13 protein-coding genes are annotated in these 14378 nt (G+C 70.2%); 3 read left to right on the top strand and 10 right to left on the bottom strand.

Annotation, left to right across the window (positions count from 1 at the left end; genetic code table 11):
- Positions 1-15 precede the first annotated feature (15 nt).
- Together CEY15_RS01455 and CEY15_RS01450 are read left to right on the top strand one after the other, a co-directional pair.
- Positions 16-945 carry a RecB family exonuclease gene (locus CEY15_RS01455; RefSeq protein ID WP_245847088.1) on the top strand — a complete coding sequence of 310 codons (930 nt, stop codon included), beginning with the start codon at positions 16-18 and terminating at the stop codon, positions 943-945.
- Positions 942-1709, top strand: coding sequence for a thioesterase family protein (locus tag CEY15_RS01450; RefSeq protein WP_095716963.1), 768 nt, complete (start codon positions 942-944; stop codon positions 1707-1709). The genes CEY15_RS01455 and CEY15_RS01450 overlap by 4 nt, the downstream gene beginning before the upstream one ends.
- 52 nt (positions 1710-1761) lie before the next feature.
- On the opposite strand, the gene hisG is transcribed toward CEY15_RS01450, so the two are convergent.
- The 6 genes from hisG to metH all read right to left on the bottom strand — a co-directional run bounded on the left by hisG (position 1762) and on the right by metH (position 9909).
- Entirely contained in the window at positions 1762-2613 is an 852-nt protein-coding gene (gene hisG, locus CEY15_RS01445; RefSeq protein ID WP_017836747.1) for an ATP phosphoribosyltransferase, read from the bottom strand.
- Positions 2614-2660: 47 nt separating this feature from the next.
- On the bottom strand, positions 2661-2924 hold the full coding sequence (locus CEY15_RS01440; protein ID WP_017836748.1) for a phosphoribosyl-ATP diphosphatase: 264 nt from the start codon (positions 2922-2924) through the stop codon (positions 2661-2663).
- A complete protein-coding gene (locus CEY15_RS01435; RefSeq protein ID WP_095716962.1) occupies positions 2921-3637 on the bottom strand; it encodes an HAD family hydrolase in 717 nt (238 codons plus the stop codon). The genes CEY15_RS01440 and CEY15_RS01435 overlap by 4 nt, the downstream gene beginning before the upstream one ends.
- A gap of 75 nt (positions 3638-3712) precedes the next feature.
- Complete coding sequence (locus CEY15_RS01430; protein ID WP_095716961.1) at positions 3713-4240, bottom strand: hypothetical protein; 528 nt, start codon at positions 4238-4240, stop codon at positions 3713-3715.
- A 94-nt stretch (positions 4241-4334) separates the two neighbouring features.
- Positions 4335-6284: a heavy metal translocating P-type ATPase gene (locus tag CEY15_RS01425; RefSeq protein WP_095716960.1), complete on the bottom strand. Its 1950-nt coding sequence runs from the start codon at positions 6282-6284 to the stop codon at positions 4335-4337.
- A gap of 64 nt (positions 6285-6348) precedes the next feature.
- Complete coding sequence (gene metH / locus CEY15_RS01420) at positions 6349-9909, bottom strand: methionine synthase (RefSeq protein ID WP_095716959.1); 3561 nt, start codon at positions 9907-9909, stop codon at positions 6349-6351.
- A 49-nt stretch (positions 9910-9958) separates the two neighbouring features.
- Between metH and CEY15_RS01415 the strand changes: the two genes are divergently transcribed.
- On the top strand, positions 9959-10891 hold the full coding sequence (locus tag CEY15_RS01415; RefSeq protein WP_095716958.1) for a PAC2 family protein: 933 nt from the start codon (positions 9959-9961) through the stop codon (positions 10889-10891).
- Positions 10892-10922: 31 nt separating this feature from the next.
- Here CEY15_RS01415 and mshC read toward each other — a convergent pair whose 3' ends face one another.
- The 4 genes from mshC to CEY15_RS01395 form a co-directional block, all read right to left on the bottom strand.
- On the bottom strand, positions 10923-12173 hold the full coding sequence (mshC, locus tag CEY15_RS01410; protein ID WP_095716957.1) for a cysteine--1-D-myo-inosityl 2-amino-2-deoxy-alpha-D-glucopyranoside ligase: 1251 nt from the start codon (positions 12171-12173) through the stop codon (positions 10923-10925).
- A gap of 27 nt (positions 12174-12200) precedes the next feature.
- Positions 12201-12983 (bottom strand): SCO1664 family protein, encoded by a 783-nt coding sequence (locus CEY15_RS01405; protein ID WP_017836755.1) that lies wholly within the window; start codon positions 12981-12983, stop codon positions 12201-12203.
- A complete protein-coding gene (locus CEY15_RS01400; RefSeq protein WP_017836756.1) occupies positions 12980-13567 on the bottom strand; it encodes a DUF3090 domain-containing protein in 588 nt (195 codons plus the stop codon). Before CEY15_RS01400 ends, CEY15_RS01405 begins: the two co-directional genes overlap by 4 nt.
- Positions 13568-13643: 76 nt before the next feature.
- Complete coding sequence (locus CEY15_RS01395; RefSeq protein WP_017836757.1) at positions 13644-14351, bottom strand: histidine phosphatase family protein; 708 nt, start codon at positions 14349-14351, stop codon at positions 13644-13646.
- Positions 14352-14378 lie beyond the last annotated feature (27 nt).

The raw sequence follows: 14378 nt of genomic DNA, 5'->3' as shown, positions 1-14378 counted from the left end.
TCTACCCTGCCAGGTGTGACGGATCCCCTGGAAATCGGCAGCAGCGGTACCCCGGCCTCCCCTGCCGCTCCTGAGGGCGCGCCCCCGCCGGTGCGCACGCCCCTGGCGTTGTCGGCGTCGCGCGCCGCGGACTTCAGGCAGTGCCCCCTGCTCTACCGGCTCAAGGCGATCGACAGGATCCCGGAACCGAAGACCCGCGCCCAGGTGCTGGGCACAGTCGTGCACTCGGTGCTCGAGGACCTGTACGCACTGGAGCAGTCCGAGCGCGCCCCGGAGCGCGCCGCGGAGCTCGTCCCCACTGCGGTGGGGCTCTTCTACGAGGGCGGGGGCTCCGAGGTGGTGCCGCTCAGCGGCAGGGCGGAGTTTCAGTCGGAGGTCGCCGCCCTGGTGTCCGCGCTCTACGGGATCGAGGATCCCCGGCGCTTCTCCCCCGCGGCGTGTGAGCAGTATCTCGTCACCTCCACCGCCTCCGGTACCCCGCTCCACGGTTACCTGGACAGGGTGGACGTGGCGCCGACCGGCGAGGTCCGGGTGGTCGACTACAAGACGGGCAAACCGCCCCGTCCGCGCTATCAGGACCAGGCGATGTTCCAGATGCGGTTCTACGCCCTGATGTACCAGCGCACCCAGGGTGTGGTGCCCGCGCAGCTCAAGTTGATCTACCTCAGGAACGGCAGCTGGCTCACCCTGACCCCCGATCTCGCGACTCTCACCGAGACGGAGTCCCAGCTCGACTCGCTGTGGGCGGAGATCGAGCGGGCGGGTGAGACCGGGATCTTCCCCCCACGTACCTCCCGGTTGTGCGACTGGTGCAACCACCAGTCGTTGTGTCCGGCGTTCGGGGGTACCCCGCCGGAGTACCCGGGGTGGCCGGGGCGTCGCGTGATACCTCTCGAGGTCACGAACCCCGCAGCGGGGCACGCCGGACCGAGGAGCACATCATGACGGAAGCCTACTTCGAGCCGTTGGGCACTGATGACGGCTGGGAGGTCTTCCGGGCGACCCCGCACACGGTGAGCGCCTGGGGTCCGGACCTGCAGCACGGATCCCCGCCCTCGGCCGTGCTCACCCGCGCGATGGATCGTCTCGAACGTGCGAAGTCGACCAGGATCGCGCGCGTCACCGTGGACCTGCTCGGGCCCGTGCCGCTGGGCGAGGTCCGCACCCGGGCCCGCATCGTCCGGCCCGGTCGCCGGATCCAACTGCTCGAGGCGGAACTCGAGGCGGGGGGCCGGATCGTCGCCAGAGCGAGCGCCTGGCGGATGGCCGTCGGCGACACCGCCGAGGTCGAGCAGTCGGCCGACCGCCCGCGCGAGCTCCCGGAGGTGGATCACGACAGCGGCTTCTTCGACCGGTGGACCAGTGGCTACATCGACTCGCTGGAGATCCGCGGTGCGCAGGACGGGGTCGTCTGGGCCCGTCCCACCCTCCCCCTGGTCTCCGGGGAGGAGATGACGCCGGCGGAACGGGTCATGTCGGTTGCCGACATCGCGAACGGCGTCGGGGCCGTTCTGGAACCCGACGAGTGGCGGTTCCTCAACACCGACCTGGTCACCCACCTCCACCGGCGGCCCGTCGGCGAATGGATCGGGGTCACCGCGGACGCGTCGATCGGCCCCGACGGCGTCGGTGCCACGTCCGGGACCCTCTACGACGAGGCGGGCGCCATCGGGCACACGCTTCAGGCCCTTCTGGTGGAACGGGTCTGAGCGGGACTGATCGGAACTGAGCGAGCCGCACGGGCGGGCAGAACTGGCGGGCTCACCCCATGCGGCAGGACCGGATGTCCGTGGCGATGACCGCCTTGGCGCCGGCGGCGACGAGCTCGTCCATGATCGAGTTGACCTTCTTGCGCGGGACCATCGACCGGACCGCCACCCACGCCGGATCGGCCATCGGGGAGACGGTGGGTGACTCGATGCCGGGGGTGATCGCGGAGACCGAGTCGAGGAGTTCCCTGGGGCAGTCGTAGTCCAGCATCATGTACTGCTGGGCGAAGACCACGCCCTGGAGACGCGCCCTCAGCTGGGCCATCGCGGGAGTGATCGCCTCGCCGGCACGCGAGATCAGCACCCCCATGGAGTCGCACAGGATGTCCCCGAACGCCTCCAGACCGTGCACCTTGAGAGTGCGACCGGAGCCCACCACGTCGGCGATGCAGTCGGCCACCCCGAGCTGGATGGAGATCTCCACAGCGCCGTCGAGCCGGATGACCTCGGCCTCGATTCCCCGCCTCTCGAGGTCCTGTCGGACGATGTTGGGGTACGACGTCGCGATGCGGGCCCCTGCCAGGCGGTCCGTGGTCCACCCACTGCCCGCCGGGCCGGCGTACCGGAAGGTGGAGTGTCCGAACCCCAGGTCGAGGAGCTCGTCCACCTCCGCCATCGAGTCCATGCTCAGGTCCCTGCCGGTGATGCCCAGCTCGAGGCGGCCGGAACCCACGTAGACGGCGATGTCCTTGGGTCGAAGGAAGAAGAACTCGACATCGTTCTCACGGTCGATCAGCGTGAGATCCTTGCTGCCCTCGGTACGTCGGCGGTACCCCGCCTCGGAGAGCATCTCGGAGGCGGACTCGGACAGGGCGCCCTTGTTGGGCACTGCGACACGCAGCATGGTGGTGGCTCCAGGATTCGGTGCGGGCGGGGTGACGGCGGTGGCGGCTAGAGATGCCGGTAGACGTCCTCGAGACCGAGTCCGCGCTTGAGCATCATGACCTGGGTCCAGTAGAGGAGCTGCGAGATCTCCTCGGCCAGTTCCTCGTCCGACTGGTACTCGGCGGCGATCCACACCTCGCCCGCCTCTTCGTTGACCTTCTTGCCCAGATGGTGCACGCCCTTGTCGAAGGCGGCGACGGTGCCGGAGTCCTCGGGACGCGCGGCGATGCGCTCGGACAGCTCGGCGAACAGGGAGTCGAAGGTCTTCACGCGCCCGATTCTCCCACAGCCACGCCCACGGGCGTTCCCGAGGTGAGGGCGGTGAGACCGGACGCGGTCACGCCGGCCAGGCTCGGGTGGGTGTGTGCCCCGGCCACGTCCGGCTGTCCGTCGGTGGACGGAACATAGAGGACCCGGCACCCTGCGGCGACCGCGGCGGTGGCCCCGGTCACCGAGTCCTCGACGGCCACGGCGGCCGTCGCCTCGACCCCGAGCCGAGAGCAGGCCAGCAGATAGGGGTCGGGGGCCGGCTTGGGGTCGGCCACCATGCACCCCGTCACCACCACATCGAATCGCGAACGGTCGATGAACTCCAGAGGCACCGTGGCGACATCCGCGGTCGTGTTGGTCACCAGGGCGACCGGAGCGTTCGTCGAGGCGAGGTCGTCCAGCAGCTCCTCTGCGCCCGGCCGCCACCGCATGTCGGACCGCATGAGCTCGGTGACCCGCGAGTTGAGCCTGCGGGCCAGTCGATCGAACTCTGCCCCCTCGATTGTCCGCCCGGTGTACTCACCCAGGATCGCGAAGAATCCGGGGAGCGAGTTTCCCAGGGTCCGCTCGCGGGTCTCCTCGTCGAGGGGCCGGCCCAGGTACTCGGCGAGTTCGTAGACGGCGATGTCCCACAGTCGCTCGGTGTCGACGAGCGTGCCGTCCATGTCGAGACACACGGCGGCGGGGACACGGTCGTACGAGATGCTGGTCACGGCCTACTGTCTACCCGACATGGGGAGACCGGGGGTACCGTGACCGGTCCTGTCGGCCACCCCGCGGAGCGCCGTTCAGCGGCAGGTCCCCGCCGGGACGAGGAAGCGCTCGGTGTGGGTGGCGGAGGCGAGCGGTGCGACGGACCCGGGGGCGAAGGTCGGTAAGGCGAACTTGCTGGCGGTGATGGTGACCGCCAGCCGCCCGTGCCCGGTGAACACGCCGCCGACACCGACTTCGGGTCCGGTCGACTGGACCGTGTGCACGCCCCTCGCATCGGTATCGATGTTGTGCCACTCCACCGTCGCGGAATTGAACGGGAACAGGGTGGCCGAGAGGTCGAACGAGCCGACGGGCTGGTCGAGGTCCCTGGCGTTCGCGCTCAGAGCCTGGTGGAAGCGCTCGTCGCCACCCAGCTTGCAGGTGGTGAAGGTGCCGAAACGAATGGTGTGCTCGCCGCCCAGCGGGTACGGCATGCGGACATCCCAGGCGGGCGACTCACGCCATACCTGCGCTGACGCGACAGGGGATCCGGTCACGGCCACCCCCCCGGCGAGCAGGGTCGCCGCGCAGGTGAGCGCGACTGACCGACGGATGGTGATCATGACTGTCTCCTCGACGACTCCGGCTCTCGGCGGATCCCCCCGGGGCACAGGACCTACCGGGCTATCGGTGCGGGCGGGCAGGGCGTTAGCCGCGTCACCGCCGCCGGGCGGACCGTGCCTCCGGTGGTTCGGTCGGCGGCGCGTCGAAGTCGCTGAGCTTGTGCGGCGCGATTACCACGCGTGCCGAGTTGAGGATTGCGAGGACGTCGATGAGCTCCTGTGCGATCGCTCCGGCGAGAGGGCTGAGCAGGCCGAAGACCGCGAGAAGCATCCCGATCACGGAGGCGGCCATCCCACCCAACGCGGACTGCAGGGCGATCCGACGCATGCGCGCCCCGATATGGAGGAGTTCGTCGAGTCGCTCCAGGGACGAGTCCAGCACCACGGCGTCGGCGGCCTCGGCGGTCACGTCGGACGTGGAGCCGAAGGCGACCCCGGCGGAGGCGGCCGTCATCGCGGGGGCGTCGTTGATCCCGTCGCCGAGGTACAGGGTGGGACCCGCCGCCGTGCGCTCGCGGACGATCGCGAGTTTCCCCTCGGGACTGACCCCGCCGTAGACCTCGGTGATACCCACCCGGTCGGCCAACCGGCGGACCTCGGCCTCACGATCACCGGAGATGATCATCATCCGTGTGACTCCGTGTGCGCGCGGGAGATGCGCGATGAAGTCAGCCGCGGTTGCCCGTGGTTCGTCACGGAACCGGAGGACCGCGGCGTACCGGTCGTCGACGAGGACGACCGCCTCCATCCCCGTCTCGGACCCCGGGAGCAGGCTGGACGCACCCGGATCGACGTCGGCGAGCCCGCGACGGTTGGTCAGTCGGACCACGCGTCCACCCACCTCGCCGACCAGTCCGGCGCCGGGCTTCTCCGCGACGGAGGCGGTGGGCGGAACCCCGAGGTTCCGTTCGGCCGCCGCGTCGATGACGGCTCTGGCGAGCGGATGGCGGGAGTATGCCTCGACCGCCGCCGCCGCCGCGAGCACCTCGTCGGGATCGATCCCGGACCTCGCGACGATTTCCGTGAGGACCGGACGCCCATAGGTCAGCGTGCCGGTCTTGTCGAACATCATCGCCTCGACGCGTCCGACGTCCTCGAGCATCGCCGGGTTCCGGATGATGATGCCCCGCTTGGCGGCCAGCGAGATGGCACCGATGATCGCGACGGGGACGCCGATGAGGAGCGGGCACGGGGTCGCGACCACGACCACCGCGAGGAAACGGGTCGGATCTCCGGAGAACGCCCAGCCGAGGATGCCCAGCGCCAGCGCGATGAGCGTGTACCAGGCGCCGAGGCGATCGGCGAGGCGACGCATCGGGGGCCGGTTCTCCTCCGCCTCCCGCAGCACGCCGACGATCTGCGCATAGCGGGAATCCGCCGCGACCCGCTCGGCGCGGACGGTCAGTGGTGACTCGCCGTTGATGGCGCCGGAGAGCACCTGCGCCCCGGGTGCCTTGGGGACGACGTACGGCTCGCCGGTGAGGTACGACTCGTCCATCGCTCCCCTGCCCTCCGCCACCTCGCCGTCGACAGGGCACAGTTCGTGGGGAAGGACCAGCAGGAGGTTATTGACCAGCACATCGTCGGCATGGAGGTCGTCGATGCCCTCGGACGCGGTGTCCCCGCGGAGGCGGTGCGCGATCGTCGGGCTGCGTCGGGCGAGGGCGTCGAGAGTCGCCGATGCCCTCCGGGACGCCGCGGCCTCGAGCGCCTCTCCCCCGGACAGCATGAGGACGATGATCGCGGCCACCAGCCACTCGGAGAGCAGGACCGCGGTGACGATCGACACCGCGGCGAGCATGTCCGCTCCCCCGGCACTCTTCACCGCCGAGCGGATGACCCCGATGATGAGGGGGACCCCACCGATCACCACCACGGCGACCAGCGGAGCGCGGATCACCCACTCCGTCGTGTCGGAGCCGTCGGGATCGGCCACCGCGCGGGTGAGCAGATGGACCGTGATCGCCAGGACGGTGGACAGGGCGAGGGCGCCCTGTCGAGAGGCGGCGAACGTCCGCAGCGCCCCGTCCCGGCCGGTGTCCATGCACTTATCATCACCCGGAAGGACGGCCGCTACCAGCCAGGAGAGGCTGCCCTGGGTGCTCGGGTCACACGTTGAAGTACTTGGCCTCCGGGTGATAGAGCACGAACGCGTCCGTCGACTGTTCGGGGTGGAGCTGCAGCTCCTCCGAGAGTTCGACACCGATGCGCTCCGGCTCGAGCAGGTCCACCACGACCTTGCGGGACTCCAGGTCCGGGCACGCGCCGTAGCCGAAGCTGTAGCGGGCTCCCCGGTACTTGAGGTCGAAGTAGTCGTGGATGGTGTCGGGGTCCTCATCAGAGACGGCACCCTCGGGCAGGCGCAGTTCGTCGCGCACCCGCCGGTGCCAGAACTCGGCCAGCGCCTCGGTGAGCTGGACCGACAGGCCGTGGACCTCGAGGTAGTCGCGGTAGTTGTCGGCCGCGAACAGCTCGTTGGCGAAGTCCGCGATCGGGGTGCCCATGGTGACGAGCTGGAAGGGCAGCACGTCGACGGTCCCCTCGGCCTCACAGCGCTCCTTGGAGGCCAGGAAGTCCGGGATGCTGAGGAACCGGCCCCGCTGTTGGCGGGGGAAGGAGATCCGGTGCAGCACCTCGGCGTCCGGGCGGGGCTCGGCGAGCACGCAGATGTCCTCGCCCTCCGAGTAGGCCGGGAAGTACCCGTACACCACGGCGGAGTGGGCCAGGATCCGCTCGGTGGTGAGCCGGTCGATCCATGACCGCATGCGTGGTCGCCCCTCGGTGGCGACCAACTCGTCGTAGTCGGGACCGTCCCCGCTGCGGGTGCCGCGGAGTCCCCACTGTCCGAAGAACAGGGCGCGCTCGTCGAGGTGCCCGACGTAGTCGGCCACCGGGATCCCCTTGGCGATCCGGGTACCCCAGAAGGGCGGGGTGGCGATGGGCTGGTCCGCCGCGACGTCCGAACGCTCCGGGACCACCACGGGCTCGGCCTCGGCGGCCCTCTTGGCGGCGATCCGCTCGCTGCGTGCGCGGCGCTCCCGCCGCTCCGCGGCCTTGGCCGACGCGTCCGAGGACTCGGCCATGGGGACGCCGGTCCGCTTGGCCGTCATCACCTCGTCCATGAGGCGCAGGCCCTCGAACGCGTCCCGGGCGTAGAACACCTCGCCCTCGTACATCCCGGCGAGGTCCACCTCGACGTAGGCACGCGTGAGGGCCGCACCACCCAGGAGAACGGGGAAGTCGCCGGCGATGCCCTCCGAGTTGAGTTCGGCCAGGTTGTCCTTCATCACCACGGTCGACTTGACCAGGAGACCGGACATGCCGATCACGTCGGCCTTGTGCTCCCGGGCGGCCGAGATGATGTCGGCGATCGGCTGCTTGATGCCGATGTTGACCACGTCGTACCCGTTGTTGGACAGGATGATGTCCACGAGGTTCTTGCCGATGTCGTGGACATCGCCCTTGACCGTCGCCAGGACGATGCGGCCCTTGCCGTCCTCGTCGCTGGCCTCCATGTGGGGTTCCAGATGGGCGACCGCGGTCTTCATGGTCTCGGCGGACTGCAGGACGAACGGCAGCTGCATCTGGCCCGAACCGAACAGCTCGCCGACCGTCTTCATGCCACTGAGCAGGTGGGTGTTGATGATCTCGAGCGGGGGGATCTCCCCCATCGCCGCGTCCAGATCGGCTTCGAGGCCCTTGCGCTCGCCGTCGACGATCCGCGCCGACAAGCGGTCCATGAGCGGCATCGCGGCGAGCTCGGCCGCCCTGGCGTCCTTGGTGCTCGCGGTCGACACGCCGTCGAACAGCTCCATGAACACCTGGAGCGGGTCGTACCCCTCCTTGCGGCGGTCGTAGACGAGGTCGAGCGCGACCTCACGCTGGCGTTCGTCGATCTTGCTCATGGGCAGGATCTTGGAGCTGTGCGCGATGGCGGTGTCCAGTCCCACCTGGATGCACTCGTGCAGGAACACGGAGTTGAGCACCTGCCGGGCAGCGGGGTTGAGGCCGAACGAGATGTTGGACAGGCCCAGGGTGGTGTGGATGTCCGGATGCGACTCGGTGAGCCTGCGGATCGCCTCGATGGTCTCGATGCCGTCCCGCCTGACCTCCTCCTGTCCCGTGGAGATGGGGAAGGTGAGGCAGTCGATGATGATGTCGTCCTCCGCGATCCCCCAGTTCTCCATGAGGTCGGCGATGATCCGCTCCGCGATCGCCACTTTCCGGTCGGCGGTGCGTGCCTGGCCCTCCTCGTCGATGGCCAAGCCGACCACCGCGGCGCCGTGGCGCGAGACCAACTCCATGATCTTCTGGAAGCGTGAGTCCGGGCCGGCCCCGTCCTCGTAGTTGACCGAGTTGACCGTGCACCGTCCGCCGAGGTGCTCCAGGCCGGTCCGGATGACGTCGGGCTCGGTCGAGTCGAGCATGATCGGCAGCGTCGAAGAGGTCGCCAGGCGCCCGGCCAGCTCGGCCATGTCCCCCGACCCGTCCCTGCCGACGTAGTCGACGCAGAGGTCGATCATCTGCGCCCCGTCGCGCATCTGCTCCTTGGCGATGTCCATGCAGGTGTCCCAGTCGGCCGCGAGCATCGCCTCGCGGAACCGCTTGGACCCGTTGGCGTTGGTGCGCTCGCCGATCATGAGGATGCCGGCGTCGGCCCGCAGGGGGGTCGAGGTGTAGAGGGAGGCGACGGCGTTGACCGGCTCGACACGCCGCTGGGCCTTCGACCGCGAGAGCACCTCCTCGCGGAGTCGGGTGATGTGCTCGGGGGTGGTGCCGCAGCAGCCACCGACCATCGACAGTCCGAACTCGGAGACGAAGTCGGCCACCTGGGGGCCAAACGCGTCGGCGCCGAGCGGGTAGACGGCGCCGTGCTCACCCAGTTCGGGGAGGCCGGCGTTGGGCATCACCGAGACGGGGACACCGGCGTGCTGGGTGAGGTAGCGCAGGTGCTCGATCATCTCGGCGGGCCCGGTGGCGCAGTTGAGGCCGATCATGTCGATCCCGAGCGGCTCGAGAGCGGTCAGCGCGGCGCCGATGTCGGACCCCAGAAGCATGGTCCCGGTGGTCTCGATGGTGACGTGCGTGATGATCGGCAGCCGGCGCCCCGCGGCCGCCATCCCGTCCTGGCACCCGAGCACGGCCGCCTTGACCTGGAGCAGGTCCTGGCTGGTCTCCACCAGGAACGCGTCCGCCCCGCCCCGCGCCAGACCCTCCGCCGCGTGGGTGTAGGCGGCCCGCATCTCCTCGAACGTGCTCTGCCCGAGCGAGGGCAACTTGGTCCCGGGCCCGAGGGAACCCAGCACCATCCGCGGGGTCCCGTCCTCGGACGGACCCATCTCGTCGGCGACGCCCCGGGCGATCGCCGCACCCTTCTCGGCCAACTCGCCGATGCGGTCGACGATGTCGTAATCCCCGAGGTTGGACAGGTTGCACCCGAAGGTGTTCGTCTCGACCAGGTCCGCGCCGGCCTCGAAGAACGCGCGGTGGATGTCCGCCACGACGTCAGGCCGGGTGGCGTTGAGGATCTCGTTGCACCCCTCCAGCCCGAGGAAGTCCACATCGACGTCGAGGTCCACGGCCTGCAGCATCGTGCCCATCGCCCCGTCGCTGATCAGCACTCGCCGACGGGCGGCGTCCAACAGGGGCGAATCGAAATCGGCAGACATGGCCCCAGTGTATGGGTGCCCCGGAAGTCGCCGTCCGTAGGCTGTACTGATGACTGTCGAATGGACCCCCGACGGGCCTCTCGATCTCGAGAGCCCCGTCATGATCGTGGCCTTCGAGGGCTGGAACGACGCTGCCGACGTGGCCACCGGGACAGTCGAACACCTCGCCCTGACCTGGGAGGCGCGACAGATCGCGGAGATCGGTGGCGACGAGTTCTTCGACTACCTCGACCAGCGACCGACCGTCCGGCACTCGAAAGGGGTGTCGAGGTCGGTCGAGTGGCCGCAGATCCTGGTGTCCGTGTGCCGACCGGACGGGGTCGATCACGACGTCGTGCTGGTCCGCGGCCCCGAACCCGGCCTGAAGTGGCGCCGGTTCGCCTCCGAGTTCGTGGACCTCGTCGACACGCTGGCCGTCACCGAGGTGGTGCTCTTGGGTGCCTACCTGGCCGATGTCCCCCACACCCGCCCCGTGCCCCTCACCGGGACGGCGTTCAACCGCCAGCGGATCGCCGACATGGGGGTGCGGGCGTCCGACTACGAGGGGCCCACCGGGATGACCGGTGTCCTCCAGCAGCTCCTCACCGAGGCCGGTGTCCCGACGGTGAGCCTGTGGGCGGGTGTCCCCCACTACGTGGCCGCCCCACCCAACCCGCGCGGCACCGAGGCCGTCCTGTCCTGGCTGGCGGGGAATCTCGGGGTGGCCGTCCCGATGGACGCGTTGCGGGTGCAGTCCCGCACGTGGGTGGCGAAGGTCGACGCCGCGGCCGGCGAGGACGAGGACCTGCGCGACTACATCCAGTCCCTCGAGGACCGGATGGACGAGGAGAACGGGGTCGGTGCGGGGGTGGATCCCGAGCCCGACCGTGGGCGGGCCGCCGACGGTGAGACGATGCCGCTGGTCGACGGCGACTCGATCGCCGCCGAGTTCGAGCGCTTTCTGAGAGGGGACCGGGACGAGCCCGACACCGGCCAGGTGTGATGGCCGGGCAGAGGGGCGCAGAGGCGGGCCGTCAGGTGCCGGGGGCGAGCCCGAGCAGGGCGTCGAGGGCGATCGCGACGGAGGGTCCGGCGGACGGGTCCGACTCGTCGCCGGCCAGGGTCGCCTCCGCCCAGTCGTCGACCGCGGCCAGGGCACCAGGGGTGTCGAGGTCGTCCGCGAGACGGTCGCGCACCGCGGCGATGGTCGCTGCGGAGTCGGCGCCCGCTTCCCGCGCGATCGCACGGACCCACCTCTCGCACCGGGAGCGGGCCTCCGCGAGCAGTTCCTCCGACCATGACCGGTCCGTCCGGTAGTGCCCGGCGGCCAGCGCGAGCCGGATCACCGCCGGGTCCACCCCGTGCTCGCGCAGAGTCTTGACCCGCACGAGATTGCCCAGTGACTTGCTCATCTTGACCCCGTCGAGGCCGATCATCGCCGCGTGCACGTAGAAGCGCGCGAACGGGGAGCGGCCGGTCGCGGCCTCCGCGTGGGCGGCGGAGAACTCGTGGTGTGGGAACGCGAGATCGCTGCCCCCACCCTGGATGTCGAACTCCATTCCCAGTCTGTTGCGTGCGATGGCCGAACACTCGATGTGCCAACCCGGCCTGCCCGCTCCCCAGGGTGAGGGCCAGGACGGCTCCCCGGGCCGTGCCACCCGCCACAGCAGCGCGTCCAGTGGGTGCTCCTTCCCGGGCCGGTCCGGGTCCCCGCCGCGCTCGGCGAAGGCGTCGGCCATCCGCGCGGCGTCATACCCCGACTCGTACCCGAACTCCGGGGTGGACCGGTGTCGGTAGTAGACGTCGGGGTAGCCGTCGACCCCCGGGTCGATCGTGTAGGCGTGGCCGCCGTCGACGAGTTCGGCGACCATCTCCACGACCTCGTCGACGGTCTCCGTGGCGGCCACGTAGTCGCGTGGGGGGAGCACACGGAGCGCCTGCATGTCGGCGCGGAAGAGGTCGGTCTCGCGATCGCCGAGTTCTCTCCAGTCCACGCCGTCGCGCTCGGCGCGCTCGAACAGCGGGTCGTCGACGTCCGTGGTGTTCTGGACATAGTGGACCTCGTGCCCGGCGTCCAGGAGGAGCCGGTACACCAGGTCGAAGGTCAGGTACGTCGCGGCGTGACCGAGGTGAGTGGTGTCGTAGGGGGTGATGCCGCACACGTACATGCCCGCGACGGGCCCGGCGGACACCTCGCGGATCTCGCCACTCGCGGTGTCGAACAGTTTCAGCGGGGCGCCGTCACCGGGTACGGCGGGGACGACGGGCGGGGGCCACGAGTGCATGCGGCCGAGTCTAGATACCGCGGGATCTCAGAAGAGCGGCCAGGGTAACGGGTACCCCGGCCCCGGCGCGGGGAACACCTCTCCCTCCACCAGCGCCGCGACCCGCTCCCCCAGCGCGCCGACCTCGGCGGGCGCGAGCAGGTCTCTCAGAACGCACGCCAGGGGGCCGTCCGCGGCCAGGCCGTCGCGCACCGTCTCGAGGGCCTCGAGATCCTCCGGTGGCAGGGGCTGACCCGCCCACCCCCACAGGACGGTGCGCAGTTTGTGCTCGGTGTGGAAGGACAAGCCGTGGTCGATCGCCCAGATCTGACCGGAGGTGTCGACCAGGACGTGACCGCCCTTGCGGTCGGCGTTGTTGATGACGAGATCGAACAGCGCGATGCGGCGGAGTCGGTCGTCGAGGGCGTGCGCCACCACCACGTCCTGTCCCCCCGAACCCTGTCCGCGCAGAACCGCCACGCGGCCGGCAGGCAGCGCGTCGACGGGATGGACGTCGACCGGGTCGTGGCCGGGGATCTCGGTCCGGTCGATCTCGTCGACCCACCGTTGCGCCATCCCCGGGCCGCCCGGGCCGTGCGCCCCCACCGTCTCCGGCACCAGGTCCCACCCCAGCGCGACGGACACCGTATATGCCGCGACCTCCCGGGCCGCCAGGCTGCCGTCGGGGAAATCCGAGAGCGGCCGCTCTCCTGCCGAGGGCTTGTAGACCCAGTGTTCCCCCAGTGTGTCCACGCAGCGGTAGACCGCGTTGCTGCCCGAGGGGATCCGGTGCAGAACGGTGAGTTCGGGGCCCGGCGGGCGGGCGTTCACGGATCGACGAGGTCGGCGAGTGCCTCACCGGAACGAGGGAGGTACCCGTTGAGGCGGATGCACAGGTGTCCCGTCGTGTCGATCGGTTCGCCGCACAGCGGGCACGGGGCACGGCCGGCGGAGACCACCTTCTCGCTGCGCAGGACGAACTGCCGTGCGCGTTGCGGGCTGAGGAAGACGCGGAGTGCGTCCGGGGCGTCCTCGGCATCCGAGAGGACGACCGACTCGTCGGTGGCGGAGGGGTCCGCCGCGAGCAACTCCACGACGATCTGGCTCTTCTCCCCGTCCCAGCCCAGACCCATGGTCCCCACCTGGAACTCCGCGTCGACGGGCATCTCCAGTGGCGCGAGATCGTCCACGACACCCGCGGCCGGCGGGACGGGGACGTCGGATTTCGCGGCGATCTCGTCGAGGAGGTCACCCATCCGCTCGGAGAGGATCTGGGCCTGCTGCTTCTCGCACCGGACGGAGACGGTCCGGCCGCCGCCCGTGGCCTGGACGAAGAACACGCGCTCGCCGGGCTGGCCGATCGTGCCCACCACGAACCTCGCCGGGTCGCGGAACTCGTGGACTTCCCTGCTCATGCCGGTCGTCTCCTCGGTGCTGTGCTGTGAAGTGTACTGACGGGTGGTGCCGGGCGGTCCTGGGCGGAGGTGCGGTTCACAAGGGTACGTTCCCGCCGGGCACCGCGTCCGAGCTGGCGTCGCCCGCGGTGGCCCGGCCCACGTGTCCGGCGGGTTCCCCCCGGAGACTCGCCAGGTCCCCGCCGGTGTCGTTGACCCGGAGGACGAACGGTCGGTGAGGGGTGTAGCGGACCACCGACACCGATCCCGGTTCGACCACGATGCGCTGGAAGTGGTCGAGGTGCATTCCGTACGCGTCGGCGATCACCGACTTGATCACGTCCCCGTGGCTGCACGCCACCCAGAGGACGTCGCGGCCCGCATCCTCCGCCAGGCGTCGGTCGTGTGCCCGGACGGCCGAGACGGCGCGCGTGGCCATCTCCGCGAGGGATTCGCCCTCCGGGAAGACGGCAGAGGACGGGTGCTGCTGCACCACCGACCACATGTGCTCCGACGCGAGCTCGCTCAGGGTCCGTCCGGTCCACGACCCGTAGTCGACCTCGACCAGGCCCTCGTCCACGACCGGCTCGACCCCGAACGCGGCGGCCAACGGCTCGACCGTCTCCCTGCAGCGCATGAGCGGCGACCGGATGACGGCCTCGACGGGCAGGCCCGCCAGGCGTCGGCAGAGATCCTGTGCCTGCGCGCGGCCCGTCTCGTCGAGCGCGACCCCGGAGGTCCGGCCGGCCAGTGTGAGCGCGGTGTTGGCGGTGGAGCGGCCGTGGCGCAGGAGGATGACGGTCATGACCGCAGGTTACCGACGCCGCGCCGC

This window comes from Dietzia natronolimnaea, assembly GCF_002289575.1.
In the GTDB taxonomy this organism is placed as follows: domain Bacteria; phylum Actinomycetota; class Actinomycetes; order Mycobacteriales; family Mycobacteriaceae; genus Dietzia; species Dietzia natronolimnaea_A.
This window is presented reverse-complemented; position numbering and strand designations above follow the sequence as displayed.